This window comes from Variovorax sp. V15 (assembly GCF_041154425.1).
Classification (GTDB): domain Bacteria; phylum Pseudomonadota; class Gammaproteobacteria; order Burkholderiales; family Burkholderiaceae_C; genus Variovorax; species Variovorax guangxiensis.
On record NZ_AP028659.1, the window covers coordinates 3,594,466 to 3,618,851 of the forward strand.

General features: G+C 67.6%; 24 protein-coding genes and 1 tRNA gene. 8 read left to right on the plus strand and 17 right to left on the minus strand.

The genetic code is table 11. The annotated features are described in order from the left end of the window. Nucleotides 1–15: 15 nt before the first annotated feature. The 4 genes from ACAM57_RS16925 (at nt 16) to ACAM57_RS16940 (ending at nt 3,610) form a co-directional block, all read left to right on the plus strand. A complete protein-coding gene (locus ACAM57_RS16925; RefSeq protein WP_369658239.1) occupies nt 16–885 on the plus strand; it encodes a carbohydrate ABC transporter permease in 870 nt (289 codons plus the stop codon). Further along, on the plus strand, nt 878–1,729 hold the full coding sequence (locus tag ACAM57_RS16930; RefSeq protein WP_369658240.1) for a carbohydrate ABC transporter permease: 852 nt from the start codon (nt 878–880) through the stop codon (nt 1,727–1,729). Before ACAM57_RS16925 ends, ACAM57_RS16930 begins: the two co-directional genes overlap by 8 nt. A 12-nt stretch (nt 1,730–1,741) precedes the next feature. Beyond that, nucleotides 1,742–2,869 (plus strand): ABC transporter ATP-binding protein, encoded by a 1,128-nt coding sequence (locus tag ACAM57_RS16935; RefSeq protein ID WP_369658241.1) that lies wholly within the window; start codon nt 1,742–1,744, stop codon nt 2,867–2,869. Nucleotides 2,870–3,331: 462 nt separating this feature from the next. After that, nucleotides 3,332–3,610, plus strand: coding sequence for a hypothetical protein (locus ACAM57_RS16940; protein WP_369658242.1), 279 nt, complete (start codon nt 3,332–3,334; stop codon nt 3,608–3,610). Between the two features lie 85 nt (nt 3,611–3,695). Here ACAM57_RS16940 and ACAM57_RS16945 read toward each other — a convergent pair. The 5 genes from ACAM57_RS16945 to tolB form a co-directional block, all read right to left on the minus strand. Next, nucleotides 3,696–3,771 (minus strand) — tRNA-Lys (locus ACAM57_RS16945). A gap of 50 nt (nt 3,772–3,821) precedes the next feature. Next, on the minus strand, nt 3,822–4,673 hold the full coding sequence (locus tag ACAM57_RS16950) for a ThiF family adenylyltransferase (protein WP_369658243.1): 852 nt from the start codon (nt 4,671–4,673) through the stop codon (nt 3,822–3,824). Between the two features lie 19 nt (nt 4,674–4,692). Beyond that, nucleotides 4,693–5,442 carry a tol-pal system protein YbgF gene (ybgF, locus tag ACAM57_RS16955; protein WP_126019439.1) on the minus strand — a complete coding sequence of 250 codons (750 nt, stop codon included), beginning with the start codon at nt 5,440–5,442 and terminating at the stop codon, nt 4,693–4,695. After that, the gene (gene pal / locus ACAM57_RS16960; protein WP_126019437.1) at nt 5,442–5,957 is read right to left on the minus strand and encodes a peptidoglycan-associated lipoprotein Pal; all 516 of its coding nucleotides are present in this window, start codon (nt 5,955–5,957) and stop codon (nt 5,442–5,444) included. Before pal ends, ybgF begins: the two co-directional genes overlap by 1 nt. A 28-nt stretch (nt 5,958–5,985) precedes the next feature. Further along, nucleotides 5,986–7,212 (minus strand): Tol-Pal system beta propeller repeat protein TolB, encoded by a 1,227-nt coding sequence (gene tolB, locus ACAM57_RS16965; protein ID WP_221297482.1) that lies wholly within the window; start codon nt 7,210–7,212, stop codon nt 5,986–5,988. 255 nt (nt 7,213–7,467) lie between these two features. Between tolB and msbA the strand changes: the two genes are divergently transcribed. Then, nucleotides 7,468–9,252: a lipid A export permease/ATP-binding protein MsbA gene (gene msbA / locus ACAM57_RS16970; RefSeq protein WP_369658244.1), complete on the plus strand. Its 1,785-nt coding sequence runs from the start codon at nt 7,468–7,470 to the stop codon at nt 9,250–9,252. A 10-nt stretch (nt 9,253–9,262) separates the two neighbouring features. Here the strand turns inward: msbA and rng are convergent, their stop codons facing one another. The 9 genes from rng to ACAM57_RS17015 all read right to left on the minus strand — a co-directional run bounded on the left by rng (nt 9,263) and on the right by ACAM57_RS17015 (nt 16,993). Further along, the gene (gene rng, locus ACAM57_RS16975) at nt 9,263–10,792 is read right to left on the minus strand and encodes a ribonuclease G (protein ID WP_184638185.1); all 1,530 of its coding nucleotides are present in this window, start codon (nt 10,790–10,792) and stop codon (nt 9,263–9,265) included. A 135-nt stretch (nt 10,793–10,927) separates the two neighbouring features. Further along, nucleotides 10,928–11,530, minus strand: coding sequence for a nucleoside triphosphate pyrophosphatase (locus tag ACAM57_RS16980; RefSeq protein WP_184638187.1), 603 nt, complete (start codon nt 11,528–11,530; stop codon nt 10,928–10,930). Nucleotides 11,531–11,533: 3 nt separating this feature from the next. Next, nucleotides 11,534–12,238: a phytanoyl-CoA dioxygenase family protein gene (locus tag ACAM57_RS16985; protein WP_369658245.1), complete on the minus strand. Its 705-nt coding sequence runs from the start codon at nt 12,236–12,238 to the stop codon at nt 11,534–11,536. Beyond that, nucleotides 12,235–12,702 (minus strand): 23S rRNA (pseudouridine(1915)-N(3))-methyltransferase RlmH, encoded by a 468-nt coding sequence (gene rlmH / locus ACAM57_RS16990; protein WP_070060813.1) that lies wholly within the window; start codon nt 12,700–12,702, stop codon nt 12,235–12,237. The genes ACAM57_RS16985 and rlmH overlap by 4 nt, the downstream gene beginning before the upstream one ends. Next, nucleotides 12,699–13,364 carry a ribosome silencing factor gene (gene rsfS / locus ACAM57_RS16995; RefSeq protein WP_126019424.1) on the minus strand — a complete coding sequence of 222 codons (666 nt, stop codon included), beginning with the start codon at nt 13,362–13,364 and terminating at the stop codon, nt 12,699–12,701. Before rsfS ends, rlmH begins: the two co-directional genes overlap by 4 nt. Continuing rightward, entirely contained in the window at nt 13,364–13,999 is a 636-nt protein-coding gene (nadD, locus tag ACAM57_RS17000) for a nicotinate-nucleotide adenylyltransferase (protein ID WP_369658246.1), read from the minus strand. The genes rsfS and nadD overlap by 1 nt, the downstream gene beginning before the upstream one ends. After that, nucleotides 13,996–14,913, minus strand: a complete 918-nt coding sequence (gene hemF, locus ACAM57_RS17005; protein ID WP_369658247.1) for an oxygen-dependent coproporphyrinogen oxidase — start codon at nt 14,911–14,913, stop codon at nt 13,996–13,998. The genes nadD and hemF overlap by 4 nt, the downstream gene beginning before the upstream one ends. Continuing rightward, nucleotides 14,913–16,211, minus strand: coding sequence for a phosphoribosylamine--glycine ligase (purD, locus tag ACAM57_RS17010; RefSeq protein WP_126019418.1), 1,299 nt, complete (start codon nt 16,209–16,211; stop codon nt 14,913–14,915). The genes hemF and purD overlap by 1 nt, the downstream gene beginning before the upstream one ends. Before the next feature lie 56 nt (nt 16,212–16,267). Then, entirely contained in the window at nt 16,268–16,993 is a 726-nt protein-coding gene (locus tag ACAM57_RS17015; protein WP_126019416.1) for a YebC/PmpR family DNA-binding transcriptional regulator, read from the minus strand. Between the two features lie 126 nt (nt 16,994–17,119). On the opposite strand from ACAM57_RS17015, the gene ACAM57_RS17020 reads away from it, so the two are divergent. Genes ACAM57_RS17020 through ACAM57_RS17030 form a run of 3 tightly spaced genes read left to right on the plus strand, consistent with a single transcriptional unit; the run spans nt 17,120 to nt 19,791 of the window. After that, nucleotides 17,120–18,202 carry a Rid family hydrolase gene (locus tag ACAM57_RS17020; RefSeq protein WP_240650476.1) on the plus strand — a complete coding sequence of 361 codons (1,083 nt, stop codon included), beginning with the start codon at nt 17,120–17,122 and terminating at the stop codon, nt 18,200–18,202. Nucleotides 18,203–18,250: 48 nt separating this feature from the next. Beyond that, the gene (locus ACAM57_RS17025) at nt 18,251–19,048 is read left to right on the plus strand and encodes a 1-acyl-sn-glycerol-3-phosphate acyltransferase (protein WP_126019414.1); all 798 of its coding nucleotides are present in this window, start codon (nt 18,251–18,253) and stop codon (nt 19,046–19,048) included. Further along, the gene (locus ACAM57_RS17030) at nt 19,015–19,791 is read left to right on the plus strand and encodes a glycosyltransferase family 2 protein (RefSeq protein ID WP_184638195.1); all 777 of its coding nucleotides are present in this window, start codon (nt 19,015–19,017) and stop codon (nt 19,789–19,791) included. Before ACAM57_RS17025 ends, ACAM57_RS17030 begins: the two co-directional genes overlap by 34 nt. Before the next feature lie 13 nt (nt 19,792–19,804). On the opposite strand, the gene ACAM57_RS17035 is transcribed toward ACAM57_RS17030, so the two are convergent. From ACAM57_RS17035 to macA, 3 genes are read right to left on the minus strand one after another with little or no spacing between them, the layout of a single operon-like run. Further along, entirely contained in the window at nt 19,805–21,202 is a 1,398-nt protein-coding gene (locus ACAM57_RS17035; RefSeq protein ID WP_369658248.1) for an efflux transporter outer membrane subunit, read from the minus strand. Beyond that, nucleotides 21,195–23,192 carry a macrolide ABC transporter ATP-binding protein/permease MacB gene (gene macB / locus ACAM57_RS17040; RefSeq protein WP_369658249.1) on the minus strand — a complete coding sequence of 666 codons (1,998 nt, stop codon included), beginning with the start codon at nt 23,190–23,192 and terminating at the stop codon, nt 21,195–21,197. The genes ACAM57_RS17035 and macB overlap by 8 nt, the downstream gene beginning before the upstream one ends. After that, nucleotides 23,189–24,355 (minus strand): macrolide transporter subunit MacA, encoded by a 1,167-nt coding sequence (gene macA / locus ACAM57_RS17045; RefSeq protein WP_369658250.1) that lies wholly within the window; start codon nt 24,353–24,355, stop codon nt 23,189–23,191. The genes macB and macA overlap by 4 nt, the downstream gene beginning before the upstream one ends. Between the last annotated feature and the right edge of the window lie 31 nt (nt 24,356–24,386).

The window sequence follows — 24,386 nt, forward strand, 5'->3', positions numbered from 1 at the left end:
CGCCTGCTGCCGCCCTTGAAATTCAACCTGCTCCCCCGGCTCCTGCTGAGCCCCAGCGCCCTGCTCGTGCTGGTCTGCGTGTACGGCTACATCATGTTCACGGTGTACCTGTCGTTCACGACGTCGACCATGCTGCCCACCGCCGAGTGGGCGGGCACGGCGAACTACGAACGCCTGCTCGGCCTGGAGAACTGGGAGGTGTCGCTGCGCAACCTCGCGGTGTTCGCCAGCCTCTACATCGTCATTGCGATGGTGCTGGGGCTGGCGCTGGCGATACTCATCGACCAGAAGATCCGCGCCGAGGGCGTGCTGCGCTCCATCTTCCTTTACCCGATGGCGCTCTCGCTGATCGTCACCGGCACGGCCTGGAAATGGCTGCTCGACCCCGGCGTGGGCCTGGAGCACACGCTGCAGAGCCTGGGCTGGAGCAGCTTCGCCTTCGGCTGGATCAAGGACGGCGACATGGCCATCTACTGCGTGGTCATCGCCGCCGTGTGGCAGACCTCCGGCTTCGTGATGGCGATGTTCCTGGCCGGGCTGCGTGGCGTGGACAGCGAGCAGATCAGCGCCGCGCGCGTCGACGGCGCGCGCACCTGGCAGATCTACGCGCGCATCGTCATTCCGCAGCTGGGGCCGGTGTTCGTCTCGGCCTTCGTGATCCTGGCGCACATGGCGATCAAGTCCTACGACCTGGTGATCGCGCTGACCAACGGCGGGCCCGGGCGCTCGACCTGGCTGCCTTCGGTCTTCATGTACCAGTACACCTTCGCGCGCAACGAGATGGCCGTGGGCGCGGCGAGCTCGGTGCTGATGCTGCTGGCGATCAGCGTGGTGGTGGTGCCCTATCTGCTGCGCGAGATGCGGGGAGCGAAGAACAATGGCTGAGCGAAGCCTGCGCATTGCGCTCTACGCGCTCCTGGCCGTGATGGCGCTGGTGTTCCTGATGCCGGTGTACGTGATGGTCGTCAACTCGCTGAAGCCGCTGGAGGAGATCCGCAACGGCAACCTGATGACGCTGCCGGTGGACTGGACCCTCGCGCCCTGGCGCGCCGCCTGGAGCACAGCGCAGATCGGCGTGCAGCCCACCGGGCTGAAGCCCTACTTCATCAACTCGTTCCTGCTGGTGGTGCCGGGCGTGGTGCTGTCGACGCTGATCGGCGCGGTGAACGGCTACATCCTCACGCAGTTCAGGGTGCGCGGCGCGCACCTGCTGTTCGCGGCGATGCTGTTCTCGGTGTTCATCCCGTTCCAGATCGTGCTGATCCCGATGGCCAAGACGCTGGGCCTGCTGGGCATCGCGGGCACGGTGACGGGGCTGGTGTTCGTCAACACGGTGTACGGCATCGGCTTCACCACCCTCTTCTTCCGCAACTACTACGCGGCCTTTCCGCAGGAACTGGTGCGCTCGGCGCGCATGGACGGCGCGGGCTTCTTCGGCGTGCTGTGGCGCATCCTGCTGCCCAACAGCACGCCGATCATCGTGGTGACGGTGATCTGGCAGTTCACCAACATCTGGAACGAGTTCCTCTTCGGGGCCTCGTTCAGCGACTACAGCTCTTTCCCCATCACCGTGGCGCTGAACAACCTCGTCAACAGCTCCACGGGGGTCAAGGAATACAACGTGCACTTCGCGGGCGCCTTCATCGCGGCGCTGCCGACGCTCATCGTGTACCTGGTCTCCGGCAAGTATTTCGTGCGCGGCCTCATGGCCGGCTCGGTCAAAGGTTAGTTGGGTAGGTGAATGGCTTCTCTGGACTTGATTGGCATCCGCAAGAGCTTCGGCCCCGTGCACATCCTGCACGACATCTCCATCGCGCTGGAAGACGGCGAATTCCTCGTGCTCGTCGGCCCTTCGGGCTGCGGCAAAAGCACGCTGATGAACATCATCGCGGGGCTGGAAGAGCCCAGCGAAGGCCGGCTGCAGCTCAACGGGAGCGACATCACGCACGCCGCGCCGGCGGAACGCAACATCTCGATGGTGTTCCAGTCGTATGCGCTCTACCCCAACATGACGGTGGCGAAGAACATCGAGTTTCCGCTGGAGATGCGCAAGGTCGACAAGGCCACCCGCGCCGAGCGCGTGAAAAAGGTGGGCGAGCTGCTGCAGATCGGCCACCTGATGGACCGCAAGCCGCGCCAGCTCTCCGGCGGCCAGCGCCAGCGCGTGGCCATCGGGCGCGCGCTGGCGCGCGAGCCGCAGCTCTACCTGTTCGACGAGCCCTTGTCCAACCTCGACGCCCAGCTCAGGCTGGACATGCGCACCGAGATCAAGAAGCTGCATCAGCGCCTGAACGCCACCATCGTTTATGTCACCCACGACCAGATCGAGGCCATGACGCTGGCCACGCGCATCGCGGTGATGAAGGGCGGCGTGCTGCAGCAGCTGGGCACGCCGCACCAGGTCTACAACCGGCCGGCCAATACCTTCGTGGCCAGCTTCATGGGATCGCCGCGCATGAATCTGCTGCGCATGCGGATGGCAAGCGAGCGGCATGGGGAGATGCGGCTGGTGGCTGCGGATGGTGGTGCCGGGGAAACGGCGATCAATCTGCCGGCGGAGGTGTTGGCGGCTGTGCCGCAGGCGGTCTGCGCTGGGCAGGATGTCATCGTCGGTTTGCGGGCCGAGGCGGTGAGCCTCGTTGCTTCGGATGCGGTGCCCGGTCCCTCGCAGTGCCATCTGGAAGCGCGCGTGCAGGTGGTCGAGCCGACCGGGGCCGACACGCTGGTGCTGCTGGACATCGACGGGCACGACTTCACGGCGCGGCTGGCGCCGGATGTGGCGTTGACGGCTGGGGTGCGGGCGCGGTTTTCGGTCGATCTGTCGAAGGTGGTTTTCTTCGATGTGGAGAGTGAAGAGCTGATTGCGTAGGTGAAAGCCGAGTGCTTGCCGGGCCAGGCGACCGCTCTGCAGGAGCCTTCAACGCAGATACTACGGCCCCATGAGCACCGAAGACGAACACGATCCGATGCGCGAACGCCGGGAGGCCATGGCCGCCTGGGAGCGCAGCTTGCGACAGCCCCAGCCGGAACGTCGCCTGGGGCTGTGGCTGGTTGTGGGCGTTGTGGTGGTGTTCGTGTTCTACCTGCTGGCCGAGTGGCTGCTGACCCAGCCTGTCGGACCGCGTTCCATCCCGATGCCCTCGCCCGCCACGTCGCCGTCGCGAGCAATCGTCCTGCACCTACGGCGCCGCCTTCGCTTCCCCAGGGAAGAACGACGACACCGGACACCTTCGAGGTCACGAAGTGCCTCACGCCTTCCGGCAAGGCGGCGTACTCCGACGGACCGTGTCCAGAAGGCTCACGCGCCACGACGGTGCGCCTGCGGCGCGACGTGAACATCGCCGATGGGATGAGTCCGCAGGAGCGCGAGGCATCGCGGCGGAACAACGCGGTCATCGCGGCGCAACAGCAGGAATACGAACGGCAGGTGGCGCAGAACGTCGATCAAGGTTTCGCCGATGAGTGCAGCGGACTTGCCGAGCGCATCAAGTGGCTGGACGCACTTGGGAGGCAGCCGCAAGGCATGTACACCCAGGATTGGCAGCGCGCCGAACGGCACCGCACGCGGGACAGGCAGTTCAGGCTGGGGTGTCCTCAGCAGCGGCCTTGAACACATGTCGCCGGGCAAGGCGTATTGGAGCGGCCAAGAAAAAATCCTCGCGTGCACAAGGCAGGCGAGGATTTCGAAGAAGGTCTGGTAGGACGTACTGGATTCGAACCAGTGACCAACGGATTAAAAGTCCGCTGCTCTACCAACTGAGCTAACGTCCCGGAACCATTTTTCTGTTCTTTGCCGAAGTGATATCCGGCAAAGCCAAAGATTATAGCGCGACGTTGGACGCGATTTTGTCCAGAACCCAACCTGCCGCACATTGGCCGAAAGTCGCGGTCACGCTGACCACCGATCCGTAGCCGTGGCAGTTGAGCGTGCCGTCGCCGCTGTCGATGGCGCACGAGGCGTCCGGCGGAGCCACGCTTTCGCGGCTGAAGACACAGGCGACGCCGATCTTGCGGCCCTCGCGCGGGGCGCCATGCTCCTTGCGCAGGCGCTGGCGCAGCTGGGCCAGCAGCGGGTCGTGCGTGACCAGCGACAGGTCCTCGATGTCCACCTTGTGCGCCTGCCGCTTGCCGCCCGCCGCGCCCACGGTGACGAAGGTGGCGCGCGAAGCACGCGCCCAGGCCGCCATCGCCACCTTGGCCTTCACCTGGTCGCAGGCGTCGATGACGGCCGTTGCCGGCCCGTTCGCAGCCTGCGCGGCCTCGAGCAGCGAAAGCCAGTTGCCGGGCTCGACGAAATCGTCGATGGCCTGCACCTTGCACTCGGGGTTGATCTGGGCGATGCGCTCGCGCATCGCCTCGACCTTGGCCTGCCCGACAGTCGCGTCGAGGGCATGGATCTGGCGGTTGATGTTCGACTCCGACACGTGGTCGAGGTCGATCATGGTCAGGCACCCCACTCCGCTGCGCGCCAGGGCCTCGACCGCCCACGAGCCCACGCCGCCGATGCCGACGACCAGCACGTGCGCATCGCGGATGCGCGCTGCGCCGGCCACGCCGTAGAGCCGCTCGAGCCCGCCGAAGCGACGCGCAAAGTCAGGCGCCGCGGTGTCTGTGACGACGTCCGCGGCGGCTGTGGGAGGAGTGAGAGATGCGGTAGCGATGATGGCGCTCAAGCGGAATGCTCCGCTCGCATCAGCGCAGGCGCGAGAGACGCTCGCGGCCGGCCTGCGCGGCTTCGGATTGCGGATAGGCCTTGGTCAGGTCTTCCAGGGTACGGCGCGCGGCGCGCGTGTCCTTCAGCTCGATCTGGCAGTTCGCGATCGACAGCACGGCCTCGGGAGCCTTGGCATGGTCGGGCGCGAGCGAGAGCATGGAGCGGAAGTTCGCGATGGCCTCGTTGTAGTTGCGCGTGGCGTACTGCGCATTGCCCAGCCAGAACAGCGCCGAGGCGTTGTAGCCGCTCTGAGGGTAGCGCTTGACGAATTCGGCGAACGCGGTCTGCGCCTGCGCGAACTGGCCCGAGCGGAACACGCCGAGGGCAGCCTCGAAGTCGGCCTTTTCCTTGGGATCGGCGGTGAATTCGCGGCCGTCCACCGACACCTTCGAGGGCTCGCTCTGCTTGAGCTTGTCGTCGATGGTAGTCTGGCGCGACTGCATTTCGCTCAGCGTGCGCGTGAGCTGCTCGTTCTGGCCGGTCATGCGGGCCAGATCGCCACGCATCTGCTCGATCTGGTTCTGCAGGTCGAGCAGGCTGCGGCGCAGCTGGCCGTTTTCGTCGGTGAGCCGCTGGTCGGTCTGCTGGCGCATGGCCTCGACGCGCTGGCGCAGGTCGAGGATGGCGCGGCGAGCCTCGTCATCCTCGAACAGCGCGGCCTGCGAGGCCGCCGAGACGCAGAGCAAGGCGGCGGCCAGCGCCGCGCCTCGCAGTAGGGCGCGTGGCATCACCGGGTGTAGCGGATTTCGGCGCGGCGGTTCTGCGCCCAGACTTCCTCACCCGAGCCGGTCACGGCCGGCTTTTCCTTGCCGAAACTCACGGCTTCGATCTGGTTGTCGTTCACGCCCAGCAGGGTCAGTGCGCGACGCACGGCTTCGGAACGCTTCTGGCCGAGGGCCAGGTTGTACTCGCGGCCGCCGCGCTCGTCGGTGTGGCCTTCGATCGAGATGCGGCGCTGCGGGTTGGCCTTGAGGAAGCGGGCATGGCCGTCGATCAGCGACTGGAACTCGGGCTTGACCGTGTAGCTGTCGTAGTCGAAATAGACGATGCGCTCGACGCCCACCGGACCTTGCGCGGTGCCCGCGGTCGGGTCGATGGTGACAGGTGCCACGGTGCTGGCGCCCTGCTGGCCGCCAGCCGTGCCCGAGCGGTCGGTCACCGGCGTTTCGTTGAGCTTGGTGCCCGACGAGCAACCGGCGATGAGAGCCACGATCGCCAGCGAATAGAGCGTACGTTTCAACATTTTTTCAAACTCCTCAAATAAACCTTGGTCATTGCTTTTGGAACGGACCCCAGTCCGGTTCCCTGATGTCTCCCGCCTGTCCCGCCAGTCGTGCCTTTATTTTTCCATCGAGCGTGGTCGTCATCAGGGCTTCGCGGCCCTGGAGCTGGGTGGCGTAGACGATCAGCTTGCTGTTCGGAGCAAAACTCGGACTTTCGTCCGCGGAGGTGTCGGTGATCGCGCTGACGTTGCCGGTTGCCAACTCCATCACATGGAGTTTGAAGGCGCCGCCCACTCGCGAGATGTAGGCCAACCACCGGCCATCGCCGCTGACAGATGGAGAGATGTTGTAGGTGCCGCTGAAGGTCACCCGCGTCGGGCTGCCGCCGCCGGCGCTCATCTTGTAGATCTGGGGAGCGCCGCCGCGGTCGCTCACGAAATAGATCGTGCTGCCGTCGGCCGAGTACACCGGCTCGGTGTCGATGCTGGAGCTCTGCGTCAGGCGGCGCGGTTCGCCGCCGCTGGCGGGAATGGAGAAAAGCTGCGAACCGCCGTCGCGGCTGAGCGTGACGGCCAGCGAGTTGCCGTCGGGTGCCCAGGCCGGGGCGCTGTTGGAGCCCTTGAAGTTGGCAAGCAGGCGGCGCTGGCCGGTGGCCACGTTGTGCACGTACACGACGGGCTTGCGCGACTCGAAGGACACGTACGCGAGCTGCTGGCCGTTGGACGACCAGCACGGCGAGATGATCGGCTCGGGGCTGGCGAGCGCGGCCTGCGCGTTCTCGCCGTCGGCGTCGGCCACCCACAGCGAGTAGCGGCTGCCGCCCTTGGTGACGTAGGCGATGCGGGTCGAGAAGATGCCCTTTTCGCCGGTCAGCTTCTCGTAAACGTAGTCGGCGATGCGATGCGATGCCAGCCGCAGGTCGCCTTGGGGAACGGTGTAGCTCTGGCCGCCGAGGTCCTGGCCCTTCACCACGTCCCACAGGCGGAAGCGCACGTCGAAGCGGCCGTCGGCCAGACGGGTGACGCTGCCCGCCACGAGCGAATCGGCGGTGCGCTGGCGCCACAGCGAAAGATCGGGGCGCGATGCCTCGTCGAGGGCCTGCCCCGAGGCATCGACGCCGCGGAACTGGCCGCTGCGCTCCAGGTCGGCCTGGACGATGTCGGAGATCTTCTGCGGGGAGGATTCCTGCCCCTTGAATGGAACGAGCGCGATCGGCAGCTGCGTGAGCCCCACACCGGAAACCTCGACCCGGAACTGGGCCAGAGCGGGAATCATGGGGGTGGCAGCGAGAGCCGCGATGACGGTGCGGCGTGCAAATAGCGATGAAGAAGGAGTTGGAATTTGGGCTGGCAACGGCTTGTTCATGCGGTTCGGAGAGGTTTCGGGGTGAAAAAGTTCTCCCCGGCTTCAACGGCCGACATGTTACACACTGGCCAGGGCCTGCCGTCACAAAACGTTTATCCGTCGATCCGGTCCTACAGACGGGGCAGCACCGGGCCTGCAAAGGCCCGCCCCGTAAAATCCGCCGCCATGCAAGCATCCCCCGGCGCCGAGAACGCGCGCCCTCCCCTGATGCGCCGCCTGGCGCGACTCATGACCTGGTTTGGCGGCTCCCGTCAATGGTGGGCCCTCGGACTGATCGGGGCACTGCTCGCCGCCGTCACCGAACCGCTGATGGCTGCCTTGCTCAAGCCGCTGCTCGACCGCGGCTTCACGCGCGGCCAGATGCCCCTGTGGTTCGTGCCCGCAGCCGTGCTGCTGCTGTTCGCGGTGCGCGGCATCGCCCAGTTCATTTCGCAGTACGCGCTCTCGCGCATCGCCAACGAGGGCATGCAGAAGCTGCGGCGGGTGCTGTTCGAGCGGCTGCTCGGCGCCGAGCTCGCGCTGTTCGCCCGTCAGTCGGCCAGCGCACTTTCGAACACGGTCGTCTATGAAGTGCAGACCGGTGCGATGCTGCTGGTGCAGGCGCTGCTCGGGCTCACGCGCGACGGTTTCACGCTGATTGCGCTGCTGGGCTATCTGGTCTACCTGAACTGGAAGCTCACGCTCATCGTCGCCTTCCTGGTGCCCAGCATCTCCTGGATCATGAAGGTATTTTCCAAGCGGCTCTACCGCCTGACGCAGCAGGGCCAGCAGGCCACCGACGAGCTGGCCTACGTGGTCGAGGAAAACGTGCTCGCCCACCGCGTGGTGCGGCTGCACGGCGCCGAAGGCGCACAGGGCCGCCGCTTCGAGCAGCTCAGCCAGCGCCTGAACCGGCTGGCCGTGAAGTCGACCATCGCCCAGGCGGCCACCACGCCGCTCACGCAGATGATGGCCTCGCTCGCGCTCTCGGTGGTGGTGATGATCGCGCTGTGGCAAAGCGGCAAGCAGGGATTCACCGTGGGCGGCTTCGTGGCCTACATCACGGCCATGCTGATGCTGATCGCGCCGATCCGCCGCCTTGCCGAAGTGGCCGGCCCGATCACGCGCGGCCTCGCTGCTCTGGAGCGCGGGCTGATCCTCATCGACGAAGTGGCGCCAGAGTCGCAAGGCAGCTTCAGCCTCGAACATGCCCAGGGCCGCATCGAGCTGCGCGACGTGCGGGTCAGCTACCGCGGCGACGACGAGCAGCGCGCGCTCGACGGCGTGAGCCTGACCATCGAGCCCGGCCAGGTGGTGGCCTTCGTGGGCCCCTCGGGTTCGGGCAAGACCACGCTGGTCAACCTGCTGCCGCGCTTCGTGCAGCCCAGCGGCGGCCAGGTGGTGCTCGATGGCCACGACACCAGCGAATGGCAGCTCAAGAGCCTGCGCGCCCAGTTCGCGATGGTGAGCCAGGACGTGGTGATGCTCAACGACACGCTGGCAGCCAACGTGGCGCTTGGCGCCGAGATCGACCGCGAGCGCGTGCAGCAATGCATAGCAGCGGCCAACCTGAGCTCGCACGTCGAGAACCTGCCCCAGGGCATCGACACCGTGCTGGGCCATAACGCCACGCAGCTCTCCGGAGGTCAGCGCCAGCGCCTGGCTATCGCCCGCGCCCTCTACAAGAATGCGCCCGTGCTGCTGCTCGACGAGGCGACGTCTGCCCTCGACACCGAATCCGAGCGCCTGGTGCAGGACGCCCTGCAGCGCCTGATGCAGAACCGCACCACGCTGATCGTGGCGCACCGCCTTTCGACCATCCAGCACGCCGACCGGATCATCGTGATGGAGCAAGGCCGCATCGCCGAGCAAGGCAGCCACGAACAGCTGATGGCGCTCGACGGGCTGTATGCGCGGCTGCAGACGCTGGCCGTGCGAAGCGCACCGCCGGGGCAGGATCCGACGCTCTGATCCTGCCCGGTCAGAGCAGCACGATGTCGTACTGCCCCTGCCCGATCGCCGGCTCGGCCTGCAGCGAGATCGGCTTGCCGATGAAGTCGCTCAAACCCGCCAGGTGCTGGCTTTCCTCGTCGAGGAAGAGCTCGATCACCTGCGGCGACGAGACGATGCGGAACTCGCGCGGCGTGAACTGACGCGCCTCGCGCAAGATTTCACGCATCACGTCGTAGGCCACGCTGCGCGCGGTCTTCACGATGCCCTGCCCGCCGCAGGCGATGCAGGGTTCGCACAGCATGTGCGCAAGCGATTCGCGCGTGCGCTTGCGCGTCATCTCCACCAGCCCCAGCTGCGAGAAGCCGCCCGCCGTGGTCTTCACGCGGTCGCGCGCGAGTTGCTTGCGGAACTCCGCCAGCACCTGCTCGCGGTGGTCGTCGCGGCCCATGTCGATGAAGTCGACGATGATGATCCCGCCCAGGTTGCGCAGCCGCAGCTGCCGCGCGATGGCCTGCGCTGCTTCCAGGTTGGTCTTGAAGATGGTGTCGTCGAAGTTGCGCGCGCCGACGAAGCCGCCGGTGTTCACGTCCACCGTGGTCAGGGCCTCGGTCTGGTCGACCACCAGATAGCCGCCCGACTTCAGGTCGACCCGCCGGCCCAGCGCCTTGGCGATTTCCTCGTCGACCGAGTACAGGTCGAAGATCGGGCGCTCGCCCTTGTAGTGCTGCAGCTTGCCCGCTGCCTTGGGCATGTATTCGAGGCCGAACTTCAAAAGCAGCTCGAACTGCTCGCGCGAGTCGATGCGGATGGTCTGCGTCTCCTCGCCCGTCATGTCGCGCAGCACGCGCTGAAGCAGGCTCAGGTCCTGGTGCAGCAGCGACATCGGCGGCATGCGCATCGAGACTTCGCGGATGCGCGACCAGGTCTTGCGCAGGTAAGCGATGTCTTCGGCAAGCTCCGCGTCGCTGGAGTCTTCGCCGTTGGTGCGCAGGATGAAGCCGCCCGTGTTGGCCGGCACCACGCCGCCGCTGTCGGCCGCGGCAGCCGCCTCGATGAGCGCCAGCATGCGGGTGCGCAGCGACTCGCGCTGCTCGGCCGGGATCTTCTGCGACACGCCGATGTGGTTGTCCTGCGGCAGGAACACCAGCAGCCGCCCGGCGATGCTGATCTGCGTGGAAAGCCGGGCGCCCTTGGTGCCGATGGGATCCTTGATGACCTGCACCAGCAGCGACTGGCCTTCGAACACCTGCTTCTCGATGGGCACCATCGGTCCGCCGTTGCGGTGGTCGCGCTCGGGTGCCGGGGCGCTGGGGCGCGAGCCCGGCGTGAACGGCGCGACGATGTCGGCGACATGCAGGAAGGCAGTGCGCTCCAGGCCGATGTCGATGAAGGCCGACTGCATGCCCGGCAGCACGCGCGACACCTTGCCCAGGTAGATGTTGCCGACCAGCCCGCGCTCCAGCGTGCGCTCGACGTGCAGTTCCTGCACCGCACCGTGCTCGATCAGCGCCACGCGGGTCTCCTGCGGAGACCAGTTGATCAATATGTCTTGACTCATAGGTTCGCCCCCCAGGCTGCGCGCACTTCGTGTCGCTTCGCCCACCCCCCTGCAGGGGGGCGCCGCCAGCGGCCCGGCGAAGCCGGTTCCGCAGCGGCCCTGAAAAAGAATGCGGTCTTGAGTGTCATGGCGTATTCACTTGAGCATCCCCGCCTGCCGCAAGAGTTGTGCGGTCTCGAACATGGGGAGGCCCATGATGCCCGAATAGGACCCGCTGATGTGCTCGACGAACGCCGCCGCCGCGCCCTGAATGGCGTACGCGCCGGCCTTGCCCAGCGGCTCGCCGCTTTCGGCGTAGCGGGCGATCTGCGGCTTCGTGATGTCGGCGAAGCGCACGCGCGACACGCTGAGCGCGGCATGGCTCTTTCTGCCGTGATGCAGCGCCACGGCGGTCAGCACGCGGTGGGTGGTGCCCGAGAGCATCCGCAGCATGCGAGAGGCGTCCTTTTCGTCCTCCGGCTTGCCGAGGATGGTGCGGCCGAGCGCGACCGTGGTGTCGGCGCAAAGCACCGGCGCGTCGGGCAGGCCGCGCCTGCGCATCCGGGCCACGGCGGCGTCGAGCTTCAGGCCGGTGACGCGCTGCACGTAGGTGGCCGGGGCTTCGTTGGGCAGCACGGCTTCCAGCGATTCGGCATCCTCGTCAGCATCGGCCAGCAGCAGTTCGTGGCGCACTCCGAGCTGGCCGAGCAACTGCGCGCGGCGCGGGCTCTGCGAGGCGAGGTAGATGAAATCGGGCAAGGTTCAAGTCTCCTGTGGACTCGGCGGATCGCCGGCCACCGTGTGGTTCCAGGCCAGCCCGTGCGGCAGGCCCGGAGGTCCGAAAAGAAAATGAAGGACGCGGCGACGCGCCGGCGATTTCGCGCGCGACGAGGCATGCAGCAGCAAGGGACGCATCAGCAAGACATCGCCTTGCGCTGCGGTGCAGACGGTTTCTCCATGGGCGGCTCGCAGCGCCAGCGCGTCCTCGCCATCGAGCCGACCGGCGCGGTGGCTGCCCGGCACGACGCGCAGCGGTCCTGCGTCGGCGCCGCAGTCGTCCAGATGCACCCGCACGGCAAGCAGCGACTGCAGGACGTCGATCGGAGGCTGTACGTAGGGCTCACCCTCCTTGATGACGGCAGGCATGCCGGCGCCCGAGGCCGGGACCGACGTGTCCTGGTGCAGCGCGACCAGCCAGTTGCTGTCGGGCGTCTTGTCGAAGAGCGTGCATTGCACGGCTACCGACCGGGCATCGAGCAGGCCCATGCCGCACAGCCACGCTTTCAGGCGAACCGCGATGTCGCTGCAAAGCGGATGGACCAGCAGGTTGCGGCTGCCCGCCGCCTGCCCCAGCCGGTCGTCGAGCGACCGCGCGGCGGCATCCAGGAGTTCGGCCGGCAGCAGCGCCGGCACCAGCGCATGGCCCCGTTCGTCGAGCAACGCGACGTGCCCGGCGGCGTTCGTCATTCGCGGTGGTAGGGATGGCCCGCGTTGACCGACCACGCACGGTACAACTGCTCGACCAGCAGCACGCGCGCCATCGCGTGCGGCAGCGTGAGGTCGGACAGCCGGATGCGTTCGTGCGCCGCGGCCTTGAAGGCCGGGTCGAGCCCGTCGGGCCCGCCGATGACCAGGGCTACGTCATCGCCCTCGCCCTGCCAGGTCTGCAGGCGCGCGGCGAGCGCCTTGGTGGTCAGCGCCGTGCCGCGTTCGTCGAGCACCACGATGCGCATGCCGCGCGCGATGGCGCCTTCGATGCGCTCGCGCTCGGCGGCGTAGAGGGTTTCCAGCGTCTTTGAACCGCGCGGCTCGGTCTTGACCGCGCGCAGTTCGAGCTTGAGTTCGGGCGGAAAGCGCTTGGCATAGTCGTCCCAGGCAGTCTGTGCCCAGTCGGGCATGCGCTGCCCGACGGCGACCACCAGCAGCTTCATGCGCGGCGGGCTGGCGCCTTCCTGGCGGCCGTCGTCTTCTTTGCCGCCGGCTTCTTGGCGGCGGGCTTGCCCACGACCTTGACCGGCACGCGCGCAGTGGTGGTTGCGGCCTTCTTGGCGGGAGCCTTCTTCGCAGCCGTCTTCTTGGCCGGGGCCTTCGCGGCCTTGGCTTCCTGCTCGGCCGCGCGGATCGCGGTCTTGGCGGCGCTCGAACGGCGCAGCGTCGGGGCCTTGGCGGCGGCCTTCTTCTCTTCGGCGCCGGCCTTGGAGGCGGTGGCTACCGCGGGCTTGGTGCCGCCGAGCTTGGCGCGCACCGGCTTGTCGCCCCAGATCTCTTCCAGGTGGTAGTACTGGCGGATGGCGGGCTGCATGATGTGCGCGACGGCCGAACCGCAGTCCACGATGATCCACTCGCCGTTGTCCTCACCCTCCACGCGCGGCTTGGCGAAGCCGGCCTCGCGTACCGCGTCGCGCACGCTGGCGGCCAGCGCCTTGGTCTGGCGGTTGGAGGTGCCCGAGGCAACGATCACACGCTCGAACAGCGGCGAGAGATGCTCGGTGTCGAATACCTGGATGTCCTGCGCCTTGACGTCTTCGAGGCCATCGATGATGGCTCGCTGGAGTTTCTGGGTGTCTTTCTTTGCGGCGGCTTCAGTGGTCATCAGGCAGTGCGGTAGAGGTGGTGTTGGTCAATATAGCGTGCAACCGTGGGCGGAACCAGCGAGGAAATGTCCACGCCGAGCGCCGCGCGCCGCCGGATCTCGGTGGCGCTGATGTCCATGGGAGGCAGTTCGAGCGCCTCGAAACGCGCGCCAGCAGGAAGGCCGGGCAGTGATTTCGGATCAAAACGGGCAGTGTTACCCGTCGATAGTGCGCGATACGCTACAGAAACAATAGCAATGCCGAGTATATCCTGCCAGCCGTGCCAGGTCGGCAGCGCGCTGGCCTGGTCGGCGCCCATGATCAGCACCAGCTGGGCACCGGGCTGCTCGCGCTGCAGTTCGTGCAGGGTGTCGAGCGTGTAGGTGGGGCCGTCGCGCAGCACCTCGCGGCTGTCGACGACGATGGTGCCCTTCAGGTCGCCGAAGGCCAGCCGGGCCATGGCGAGGCGATCCTCCTTCGGCGTGAGCGCCCTGCTCTTGTGCCAGGCCTGGCCGGTGGGAATCACATGCAGCTCGTCGAGATCGAGCTGCGCCATCGCGGCTTCGGCAAGGGCCACGTGGGCGTTGTGCGGTGGATCGAACGCGCCGCCAAACACGCCGATGCGGCGTTGCGCCTTACCGGGAGGAGAGTTCACAACCAATCTCGCCGCACGATGAAGTCGCTGTAGAGCGCGGCTTCGGGGCTGCCCGGCTCGGGCTGCTGCTGGTAGGCCCAGCTCGCCAGCGGCGGCATCGACAGCAGGATCGATTCCGTGCGCCCGCCCGATTGCAGGCCGAAGTGCGTGCCGCGGTCCCACACGAGGTTGAATTCCACGTACCGGCCACGCCGGTAGAGCTGGAAGTTGCGCTCACGCTCCGTGTACGGCGTGGCGCGGCGGCGCTCGACGATGGGCAGGTAGGCCGTCAGGAAGCTGTCGCCCACCGAGCGGATCATCGCGAAGCCGTTCTCGAAGCCGCCTTCGGAGAAATCGTCGAAGAAGATGCCGCCGACGCCGCGCTGCTCGTTGCGGTGCTTGAGGAAGAAATATTCGTCGCACCAGGTCTTGAAGCGCGTGTACTTGTCGTCGCCGAACGCGGCAAGCGAATCGCGGCACACGGTGTGGAAGTGCACCGCGTCTTCCTCGAAACCGTAGCAGGGCGTGAGGTCCATGCCGCCGCCGAACCAGCAGACCGGTTCCTTGCCCTCGGGGAGCGCGGCGAGCATGCGCACGTTCATGTGGACGATCGGCACGTACGGATTGCGCGGATGGAACACCAGCGACACGCCCATCGCCTCGAAAGGCGCGCCGGTCAGCTCAGGACGGTTCTGCGTGGCCGAGGGCGGCAGCTTCGGCCCGCGCACCTGCGAAAAGCCGCAGCCCGCGCGCTCGAAAAGCTCGCCGCCTTCGAGGATGCAGGTCAGGCCGTTGCCCTGCAGCGGCTCGCCGGGCGCCTTCTGCCAGGCATCGCGCACGCAGGTGCCGCCGTCGGCCTTCTCGACAGCCGCGATGATCGACTGCTGCAGTCCGCGCAGGTACTCGCCGACCGCCGCCGGATTGGCCTGCTGCATCAGCTGCCGTGGGGGTTGCGTGCGTGCACCGCGCGGAAGCCGATGTCCTTGCGGTACTGGGCGCCATCGAAGCTGACGCGCGCCGCGACCTCGTAGGCCCGCTGCTGCGCCTGCTTCACGCTGTCGGCCAGAACGGTCACGCACAGCACCCGGCCGCCGCTGGTCTTGAGCTCGCCGTTGTCGAGCGTGGTGCCCGCGTGGAATACCACCGCATCGGGCGCCTCGGCCGGAATGCCGGTGATGCGGTCGCCCTTGCGCGGCGACAGCGGATAGCCGTGCGCGGCCATGACCACGCCCATCGCCACGCGGCGGTCCCACTGCAACTCGACCTGGTCGAGCGTGCCGTCGGTGGCGTGCCAGAAGACTTCGAACAGGTCGGACTTGAGCCGCATCATGATCGGCTGCGTCTCGGGGTCGCCCATGCGGCAGTTGAATTCGAGCGTCTTGGGGTGGCCGGCCGCGTCGATCATGAGGCCGGCGTACAGGAAGCCGGTGTACGGGATGCCGTCCTTTTCCATGCCGCGGATGGTCGGCAGGATGATCTCGCGCATGGCGCGCGCATGCACCTCGGCCGTGACCACCGGCGCGGGCGAATACGCGCCCATGCCGCCGGTGTTGGGGCCTTCGTCGTTGTCCAGCAGGCGCTTGTGGTCCTGGCTGGTGGCCAACGCGGTCACGTTCTTGCCGTCGCACAGCACGATGAAGCTGGCTTCCTCGCCCTGCAGGAATTCCTCGATGACGACGCGCGCGCCGCCTTCGTTGTGGGACACGCCGAACTTGTTGTCGACCAGCATGAAGTCGACGGCCTCGTGCGCTTCCTCGGCCGTCATGGCCACCACCACGCCCTTGCCGGCTGCCAGGCCGTCGGCCTTGACGACGATGGGAGCGCCCTTGGCGTCGATGTAGGCGTGCGCGGCAGCGGCGTCGGTGAAGGCCTCGTACTCGGCCGTCGGGATCTTGTGGCGCTTCATGAAGGCCTTGGAGAAGGCCTTCGAGCTTTCGAGCTGCGCGGCTGCCTGGGTCGGGCCGAAGATGCGCAGGCCATGCGCGCGGAACTCGTCGACCACGCCGGCCGCCAGCGGCGCCTCGGGACCGACCACCGTCAGCGCGATCTTTTCCTTGATGGCCCACTCGCGCAGCGCGGCGGGCTCGGTGATGTCGATGCAGTCGTAGCGCTCGTCGCTGGCGGTGCCGCCATTGCCCGGCGCCACGTACACGCGGCTCACCCGTGCGGCCTGCGCCAGGCGCCATGCCAGAGCGTGTTCGCGGCCCCCTCCCCCAATTACCAGTACCTTCATTCGCGGGCCTTCATTTCTCGCTGTGATTCAACAAACATTCATTCGACGACGGCAGCTCACTCGGACAGCGAGGCGTTGTGATAGACGTCCTGCACGTCGTCCAGGTCCTCGAGCACGTCGAGCAGCTTCTGCATTCTTGCGGCGTCCTCGCCGGTCACTTCCACCGTGTTCTCGGCGCGCATGGTGACTTCGGCGGCGTCGGGCTTCAGGCCGGCGGCTTCGAGCGCGTTCTTCACCGCCTCGAATTCGGCTACGGAGGTGATCACCTCGATGGCGCCGTCGTCGTCGGTGACGACGTCTTCCGCGCCCGCCTCGAGGGCCGCTTCCATCACCTTGTCCTCGCTGGTGCCGGGCGCGAAGATGATCTGGCCGCAGTGCTTGAACTGGAAGGCCACCGAGCCTTCGGTGCCCATGTTGCCGCCGTGCTTGGAGAAGGCGTGGCGCACTTCGGCCACGGTGCGCACGCGGTTGTCGGTCATGGTGTCGACGATGATTGCCGCGCCGCCGATGCCGTACCCTTCGTAACGAATTTCTTCGTAATTGACGCCTTCAAGGTTGCCCGTGGCCTTGTCGATGTTGCGCTTGATGGTGTCGATGGGCAGGTTGACGGCCTTGGCTTTTTCAACCGCCAGCCGCAGCCGGGGGTTGGCGCCCAGATCGGCGCCGCCGGCGCGGGCGGCCACCGTGATTTCGCGGATCGCGCGGGTCCAGAGCTTGCCCCGCTTCTCGTCCTGGCGGCCCTTCCGGTGCTGAATATTCGCCCACTTGCTATGTCCGGCCATGGCTTTCTATCTCGCTGTCCTGTGTTTCTGTGTCAATCCGAGCAGCCCCGAGTTTACTGTCCGGCGCACACAACGCCGGCCCTGGAGGCCGGAATTCGGGTCAATGCTTTTGGTGATAATTGTTCGATGACGCCATCGCCTTCCGTCGGGCCCGGGAATCCCGACACCCCGTCGCACGCCACCTTGCCGCAGCGCCACGAGACCCATCTGCGCGTCGAGCGCCTGTCGCTGCCGGCCAGCCTGGCGCTGGCGACCGACGGCAAGGCCCCCTTCGCCGCGCTCGGCTACGGCACGCCGCACGGCGTGGCCTGGATGCCGACGGTCAACGCGCGCGTGCTCTCCGACAGCGGCGCCATGGCCGACGTGTGGCACGCGGGCGGTGCGCAGATCAAGTCGGGCACCACCGGCATCGCGCGCTGGCGCACCGACGGCCACTGGCTGCTCGGCGCCATCGACCTCGACGAATCCGCCGAGAAGCAGGGCCTGGCCGAACTCGCGCACCGCGCCTACCGCGATCTTTTCAAGACGCTGGACCAGGCCGGCACGCCGCACCTGCAGCGCATCTGGAACTACCTGCCGCAGATCAACGCCGACGGCGGCGGCCTGGAGCGCTACCGCCAGTTCAACCTGGGCCGTCAGGAAGCTTTCCTCGAAGCCGGCCGCGCAGCCTTCGAAGGCGCGCCGGCCGCCTGCGCGCTGGGCATCCACCAGGGTGCGCTGTCGATCCGCTTCCTGGCCGGCCAGCAGGCGCCGCTGCCGGTCGAGAATCCGCGGCAGGTTTCGGCCTACCGCTATCCCGAAACCTACGGCCCCCGCTCTCCGACCTTCTCCCGCGCCGCGCTGGCTGACACCGGCGACGGCAACCTCGCCCTCTTCATCTCCGGCACCGCGAGCATCGTCGGCCACGAGACCGTGCACCATGGCGACGTGCAAGAGCAGACGCGCGAGACCTTGCGCAACCTGCAGGCCGTCATCACAGCCGCGAACGAGCGCTGCAGCGCGACCTTCTCGCTGGCCGGGCTCGACTGCGTGGTCTACGTGCGGCACCCTTCCGACACCGCCACGGTGCGCGCCGTCATCGAGGAAGCGCTGGGCGCCGACGCGCCGATGGCTCGCCACGCCGTATATCTCGAGGCGGACATCTGCCGCAGCGACCTGCTGGTCGAGATCGAGGCCCACGCCGTCGCCGCGGGGCAGCTGCGGGCCTGACCGGCTGTTGCCCGGCCGTTCCGTCCTTCCGTCCGATTGACCGATTCAATGAACCGCGTGCTGAGATTTCTCACGTCGATTCCGCTCGCGGTGATGCTCTATGCGCTGCTGCTGTTTCTCGGCCTGATTTCGCTGGTCTGGAACATCTTCGCCATGCTCATCCATCCGGTGATGCCGGCGGCGCCCGCCCGTGCCCTGGGCCGCATGACCATCGCCTTCGCCTACCGCATGTTCTGGTGGCTGGCCTCGGTGACCGGCATGATGCGCATCGACGCCAGCTGCCTCGACCCGATGAGCAAGGAGCCCGGCGTGATCTTCGTGGCCAACCACCCAACCATGCTCGACGCGCTGCTGCTGGTGGCGCGGCTGCCGCGCAGCGCCTGCATCATGAAGGCCGACCTGATGGGCAACATCTTCCTGGGCGCGGGCGCCCGGCTGGCGCGCTACATCAGCAACAAGTCGGCGCGCACCATGGTGCGGCTGGCGGTGAACGACCTGCGCAACGGCGGCCAGTTGGTGATCTTCCCCGAGGGCACGCGCACGGTGACGCCGCCGCTCAACCCGTTCCGCCCGGGCACCACGCTGATCGCCAAGCTGGCGCAGGCGCCGATCCAGACAGTGTTCATCGACACCGACTCGCCCTACCTCGCCAAGGGCTGGCCGCTGTGGCGCGTGCCGCCGCTGCCCATCGTCTTCAGGCTGCGGCTGGGCAAGCGCTTTGCGCCCACGCAGGACAGCGACGTGCTGCAGGCGGAGCTCGAACAATACTTCCGACAAAACATGGAGCAGCGCGCCACCGACGCGTCCCCCGAATGCCAGACGCCTCGCGCACACACCTTGTCCTGATCCCCAGCTACAACACCGGCGAGCGCCTGTTCTCCACGGTCGCCGCCGCGCGCGCGCAATGGAACCCGGTGTGGGTGGTGGTCGACGGCAGCGACGACGGCACCGGCGAGCGCCTGCAACAGATGGCCGAGGGCGACCCGGGACTGCGCGTGTGGGTGCTGCCGCAGAACCAGGGCAAGGGCTCCGCCGTGCTGCACGGCCTGCGCGCCGCGAAGGAAGCCGGCTTCACCCACGCGCTGACGATGGACTCCGACGGCCAGCATCCGGCCGACCTGATCCCCGCCTTCATGCAAGCCTCGCTGGCTCGCCCCGAAACCATGGTGCTCGGCCGCCCGGTGTTCGACGCCAGCGCGCCGCTGCTGCGCGTGCGCGGCCGGCGCGTGTCGAACGGGTGGACGCAGCTCGAAACGCTGTTCGCGGGCGTCGGCGACTCGCTCTACGGCTTTCGCGTGTATCCGGTGGCCGACCTGATCGCGGTGATGGCGCGCCAGCCCTGGATGCGCCGCTTCGACTTCGACACCGAGGCCGTCGTGCGACTGGCCTGGCGCGGCGTGAAGCCGGTCAACATCGACGCGCCGGTGAAATACCTGACGGCCGAGGAAGGCGGCGTCTCGCACTTCCGCTATGGCCGCGACAACGTGCTGCTCACCTGGATGCACACGCGGCTTATGGTCGAGTTCGTGCTGCGCCTGCCCCTGCTGCTGCTGCGCAAGCTGGCGAAGAAGCCGCCGTTCCAGGACTGAGGAAGCCGTCCGGCTACGACGCGTCGGCCGCCCCGCCCAGCGCCTTGTAGAGCGTCATCGTCGCGTTGAGCTGGTTCAGCCGGTTCTGCGCCAGCGACACCTCGGCCGCGCGGCGCCTGTCCTTCGCGTCGAGCACCGGCTGCAGCGCGGTCGCCCCCGCGCGGTAGCGCACTTCCGACAGGCGCTCGGCGCGCTGCGCCTCCTGCAGCGCCAGCACCAGGCTCTCGCTTTCGGCACGCAGCTGCGTGCGTGACGACAGCGCGTTCTCTACCTCCGACAGCGCCGTGTACAGCGACTGCCTGAAGCCCACCACCGCCTCTTCGTACTGCGTCTGCGACACGGCCACCGTCAGCCGCGCGGTATTCCATTGCAGGAACGGCAGCGTCAGCCCGGCGCCCAGCGTGCCGACGGGGTTCTTCAGCAGTTCGCCGAGCGCGGTGCTCGACGTGCCCAGCGTGCCCGTCAGGCTCAGCGTGGGATAGAAGCCGGTGCGCGTGGCGTCTACGTTTGCCAGCGCGCTGCGCAGGCGCTGCTCGGCAGCGCGCAGGTCGGGGCGGCGGCCCAGCAGGCTCGCGGGCACGCCGGCATCGATGGCGGGCAATGCGATGTCGGGCAGTTGCGCCGGCTCGGCGGCCATCGGCTCCGGCGGCTGGTCGAACAGGATCGCCAGCGCGTTGCGTGCCTCCACGCGCTGCTGCAGCAGTTGAGTGTGGGCGGCTTCCTGCGTCGCGAGATTCTGGCCGGCTTGCGCCATGTCCAGCCCCGACACCGCGCCGGCCGCGTATTTGGCCCGCGCCAGCGCGAGGATGCGCCGGCCGTCTTCCATGCCCGCCTCGCTCAGCGCGATGCGCTGGTTCAGGTAGCCGGTCTGCCAATAGAGCCCCGCCACGGTGCCGATCAATGACAGCGCAGTCGCCTGCCGGTCGGACTCGGTGGCCTTCAGCTCCCAGTCGGCGGCGCTGCGCAGCGCCGAGAGCCGGCCCCACAGGTCGAGTTCGTAGCTCAGCGCCACCGACGAGTTCGACGCCGAGCCGGCGACGCCGCCGCGCTTGAGGTCGTAGCTGCGGCTGGTGCTGGCCTGCCCGATCACGCCCGGCGTGAGATTCGTGTTCGTGAGCCCGGCTTGCAGCTGCGCGCGCTGCACGCGGATGCCGGCCACCGCCAGGTTGTTGTTGGTGCGCAGTGCGTTGTCGATCAGCCGGTCGAGCTGCGGATCATCGAAGGCCGTCCACCAGTGGGCGGACAGCGCCACCGCGGCCCCGGTGGTCGCGGGCGAAGCCGACTGCTGCCAGCGCGGCGGAATGTCGAACGGCCGCTGGGCGCGCTGCTCCGGCTGGAACAGTGTGCAGCCGCCCAGGGCGAGCACCGCGATGGCCACCGAGGCCAGGGAAAGAACATCCGCCTTACTCACGAGCCAGCGCCTCGATGGGGTCCAGCCGCGCCGCGTTGCGCGCCGGCAGGTAGCCGAACAGCACGCCGATCAGCGATGCACAGAGAAACGCCGAAACCACGGCGCCGATTGAAAAGATCATCTGCCATTGCTTGACGAGAAGCGAGAACAGGAAGCTGATGCCGTACGAGAGCGTCACGCCGATCAGGCCGCCCACCAGGCACACCAGCACCGCCTCGGTCAGGAACTGCTGCAGCACGTCGCTCTGGCGCGCGCCCACCGCCATGCGGATGCCGATCTCGCGGGTGCGCTCGGTCACCGACACCAGCATGATGTTCATCACGCCGATGCCGCCCACCACCAGCGAGATCACGGCGATGAGCGACAGCAGCAGCGTCAGCGACTGGCTGGTTCGTTCGGCCGTCTTGACGATGCTGTCCATGTTGAAGGTGAAGAAATCCTTGGTGCCGTGGCGCAGCGTGAGCAGCTTGACGATGCTGTCCTCGGCCGCCTTGGTGGGCTGGTCGTCGCGGATGCGCACCGTGATGTTGTCGAAGTGCTGCTGCCCGAAGAGCCGGCTCGCGCCCGTGCTGTAGGGCAGCCAGAGGTTGAGCGACTTGTTGCCGTCGCCGAACACCGTCTTCTTCTCCTGCGCCACGCCGATCACCGTGCATGGCAGGCTGCCTACGAGGATGATCTTGCCCACCGGTTCGGTTCCGTCGGGAAACAGCTTGCGCCGCGTGTTCTGGTCGATAACAACCACCTGCGACTGGTGGCGCACGTCGGAGGCGGTGAAGGCCGCGCCGCTGGCCATCTGCATGTCGCGCACGCGGAAGAAACTGTCGCTCACGCCGTTGACCGTGCCGTTGATGTCCACGCTGCGGTAGCGCAGCCGCAGGCTGCGCGAGGTCACGGGCGTCACGCTGTGAACGTAGGGCTGCGCCGCGATGGCGTCGAGGTCGGGAGGTATCAGCGTGCGGATGCTCGACGCCTTGTCGTCGCCGAAGTCGCGGCCCGGGTACACATCGAGCGTGTTGGTGCCGATGGCGCGGATGTCCGACAGCACGTAGCGCTTGGCGCCCTCTCCTATCGCCACGATCGACACCACCGAAGTGATGCCGATGACGATGCCCAGCATGGTGAGCGCCGTGCGCATGCGGTGCGCCATCATCGAGCGCCAGGCCATGCGGAAGGCTTCCGCGAAGCGGGCCCAGCCGGTGTTCAAGCGGGCGATGCCCAGCCCGGGCTTCGTCATCGCAGCCGGAGGTTCGCCTGCGGCCTGCGAAGCCTCCTGCGCCGGGGCCGCCACGGTCGGCACACTCGGCACGTTCGGCCTGTCGCCCACGATCACGCCGTCGGCGATCTCGATGATGCGCTCGGTGCAGCTCGCCACCTGCATGTCGTGCGTCACGATGATGATCGTGTGGCCCTGGGCATGCAGCTCGCGCAGGATGCCGATCACCTCCTGGCCGCTGCGGCTGTCGAGCGCACCGGTCGGCTCGTCCGCCAGGATCACTTGCCCGCCGTTCATGAGCGCGCGCGCGATGCTCACGCGCTGCTGCTGGCCGCCCGAGAGCTGGCTGGGCCGGTGCTCGGTACGGTCGCCCAGGCCCAGCCGCGCGAGCAGCTGGCGCGCACGCGACTCGCGCGCCTGGCCGTCGGTGCCGGCGTACACCGCGGGCACCTCGACGTTGCCGGTGGCCGTCAGGTGCTGCATCAGGTGGTAGCGCTGGAAGATGAAGCCGAAGTGCTCGCGCCGCAGTTCGGCCAGCGCGTCGCTGTCGAGCGCCCCCACGTCCTGGCCGGAGACGGTGTAGGAGCCCGTGCTCGGCTGGTCGAGGCAGCCCAGGATGTTCATCAGCGTCGACTTGCCCGAACCCGAGGCGCCGACGATGGCCAGCATTTCGCCGCTGCCGACGTCGAGGTTCACGTCCTTCAGCACCTGCACTTCCTGCTCGCCCGAGGGAAAGCTGCGGCCGATGCCGCGCAGGCTGAGCAGCGGCTGCGTCATTGAGGCTTGCCTCGTCCGCCGCCGTTGTCGGCGGTCTCGCCGCGCTCGGGTACCGCCGAGGCGTCGCCGGTGATGACGCTGTCGCCCTCCTTCAGGCCTTCGAGCACCTGCGCCTGGAAGTTGTTGGAGATGCCGACGCGCACCTTGCGCGTCTCCACGGTCTGGTCGGGCTTGAGCACGCGCACCTCCTGGCGGCCGTCCTTGTCGCGCGCGCCCAGTGCGGTCAACGGCACCGTCAGCGCCTGTTTCGCTTCGCCCAGCAGGATGGCGACCTGCGCCGTCATGTCCACGCGCAGCGTGCGGTCGGGGTTGGGCACGTCGAACAGCGCGTTGAAGAACACGGCGTTGTTGATCTTCTCCGGCGAAGGCTGCACCGCGCGCAGCGTGCCGTGATAGCGCTTGTCGGGGTCGCCGAGGATGGTGAAGTACACCGGCTGCCCCGGCTTCACGCGCACCACGTCGGCTTCCGACACCTGCGCCTTCACGGTCATGGTCGACAGGTCGGCCAGCTTCATCAGCGTGGGCACCTGAAAAGCGGCGACCACGGTCTGGCCTTCGAGCGTGTTGATGGAAACCACGTCGCCGTCGATGGGCGCGACGATGCGCGTGTAAGAGAGGTTCTGCTGCGCCGAGGCGACAGCCAGCTTCTGCTGGCGGATCTGCGCCTCGAGCGACACCGCGTCTGCACGCAGCGCACGCAGTTCAGCGTCCGCGCTCTCCATGTCCTGCCTGGCGGCGGCGTCCTGCGCGAGCATTTCCTGCTGGCGGGTCCAGGTGAGCTGCGCCTGCTTGACGCGCACTTCCTTCGCGAGCTTCTGCGCCTGCAGGTTGTCGAGCCTGGCCTGCTCCTGCGCCAGGGTGTTCTGCGAGATGACGGGGTCGATCTCGGCGAGCCAGTCGCCCTTCTTCACCGTCTGCCCGAGCACCACCTTCAGCGACTTGAGCTGGCCGCTCACCTGAGCGCCCACCTCCACCTGCTTGAGCGCCTGCAGCACGCCGGTGGCGAGCACCGCGTTCTCGAGATCGGTGCGCTGCACCGTGGCGGTGAGGTATTCGCTTTTTTTCGCCGGCCGCAGCCATGAAGAGGCGATGACGACCAGCACGATGAAAACGGCAATGCCGATCAGGTATTTGCGCGATCGCCGGGGTGGGTTATTGGGCATGCGGAAGGAAATGGATGAAAGGCTCCGGGGC

Excerpts from the sequence above, each read along its gene's own strand:
- ACAM57_RS16935 (WP_369658241.1), top strand. The coding sequence starts at position 1,742 with ATGGCTTCTCTGGACTTGATTGGCATCCGCAAGAGCTTCGGCCCCGTG.
- msbA (WP_369658244.1), top strand. The coding sequence starts at position 7,468 with ATGCAAGCATCCCCCGGCGCCGAGAACGCGCGCCCTCCCCTGATGCGC.
- ACAM57_RS17030 (WP_184638195.1), top strand. The coding sequence starts at position 19,015 with ATGCCAGACGCCTCGCGCACACACCTTGTCCTGATCCCCAGCTACAAC.
- ACAM57_RS16930 (WP_369658240.1), top strand. The coding sequence starts at position 878 with ATGGCTGAGCGAAGCCTGCGCATTGCGCTCTACGCGCTCCTGGCCGTG.
- ybgF (WP_126019439.1), bottom strand. The coding sequence starts at position 5,442 with ATGCCACGCGCCCTACTGCGAGGCGCGGCGCTGGCCGCCGCCTTGCTC.
- macB (WP_369658249.1), bottom strand. The coding sequence starts at position 23,192 with ATGACGCAGCCGCTGCTCAGCCTGCGCGGCATCGGCCGCAGCTTTCCC.
- ACAM57_RS17020 (WP_240650476.1), top strand. The coding sequence starts at position 17,120 with ATGACGCCATCGCCTTCCGTCGGGCCCGGGAATCCCGACACCCCGTCG.
- ACAM57_RS17015 (WP_126019416.1), bottom strand. The coding sequence starts at position 16,993 with ATGGCCGGACATAGCAAGTGGGCGAATATTCAGCACCGGAAGGGCCGC.
- rsfS (WP_126019424.1), bottom strand. The coding sequence starts at position 13,364 with ATGACCACTGAAGCCGCCGCAAAGAAAGACACCCAGAAACTCCAGCGA.
- tolB (WP_221297482.1), bottom strand. The coding sequence starts at position 7,212 with ATGATTCCCGCTCTGGCCCAGTTCCGGGTCGAGGTTTCCGGTGTGGGG.
- macA (WP_369658250.1), bottom strand. The coding sequence starts at position 24,355 with ATGCCCAATAACCCACCCCGGCGATCGCGCAAATACCTGATCGGCATT.
- purD (WP_126019418.1), bottom strand. The coding sequence starts at position 16,211 with ATGAAGGTACTGGTAATTGGGGGAGGGGGCCGCGAACACGCTCTGGCA.
- rlmH (WP_070060813.1), bottom strand. The coding sequence starts at position 12,702 with ATGAAGCTGCTGGTGGTCGCCGTCGGGCAGCGCATGCCCGACTGGGCA.
- pal (WP_126019437.1), bottom strand. The coding sequence starts at position 5,957 with ATGTTGAAACGTACGCTCTATTCGCTGGCGATCGTGGCTCTCATCGCC.
- ACAM57_RS16985 (WP_369658245.1), bottom strand. The coding sequence starts at position 12,238 with ATGACGAACGCCGCCGGGCACGTCGCGTTGCTCGACGAACGGGGCCAT.
- ACAM57_RS17025 (WP_126019414.1), top strand. The coding sequence starts at position 18,251 with ATGAACCGCGTGCTGAGATTTCTCACGTCGATTCCGCTCGCGGTGATG.
- rng (WP_184638185.1), bottom strand. The coding sequence starts at position 10,792 with ATGAGTCAAGACATATTGATCAACTGGTCTCCGCAGGAGACCCGCGTG.
- hemF (WP_369658247.1), bottom strand. The coding sequence starts at position 14,913 with ATGCAGCAGGCCAATCCGGCGGCGGTCGGCGAGTACCTGCGCGGACTG.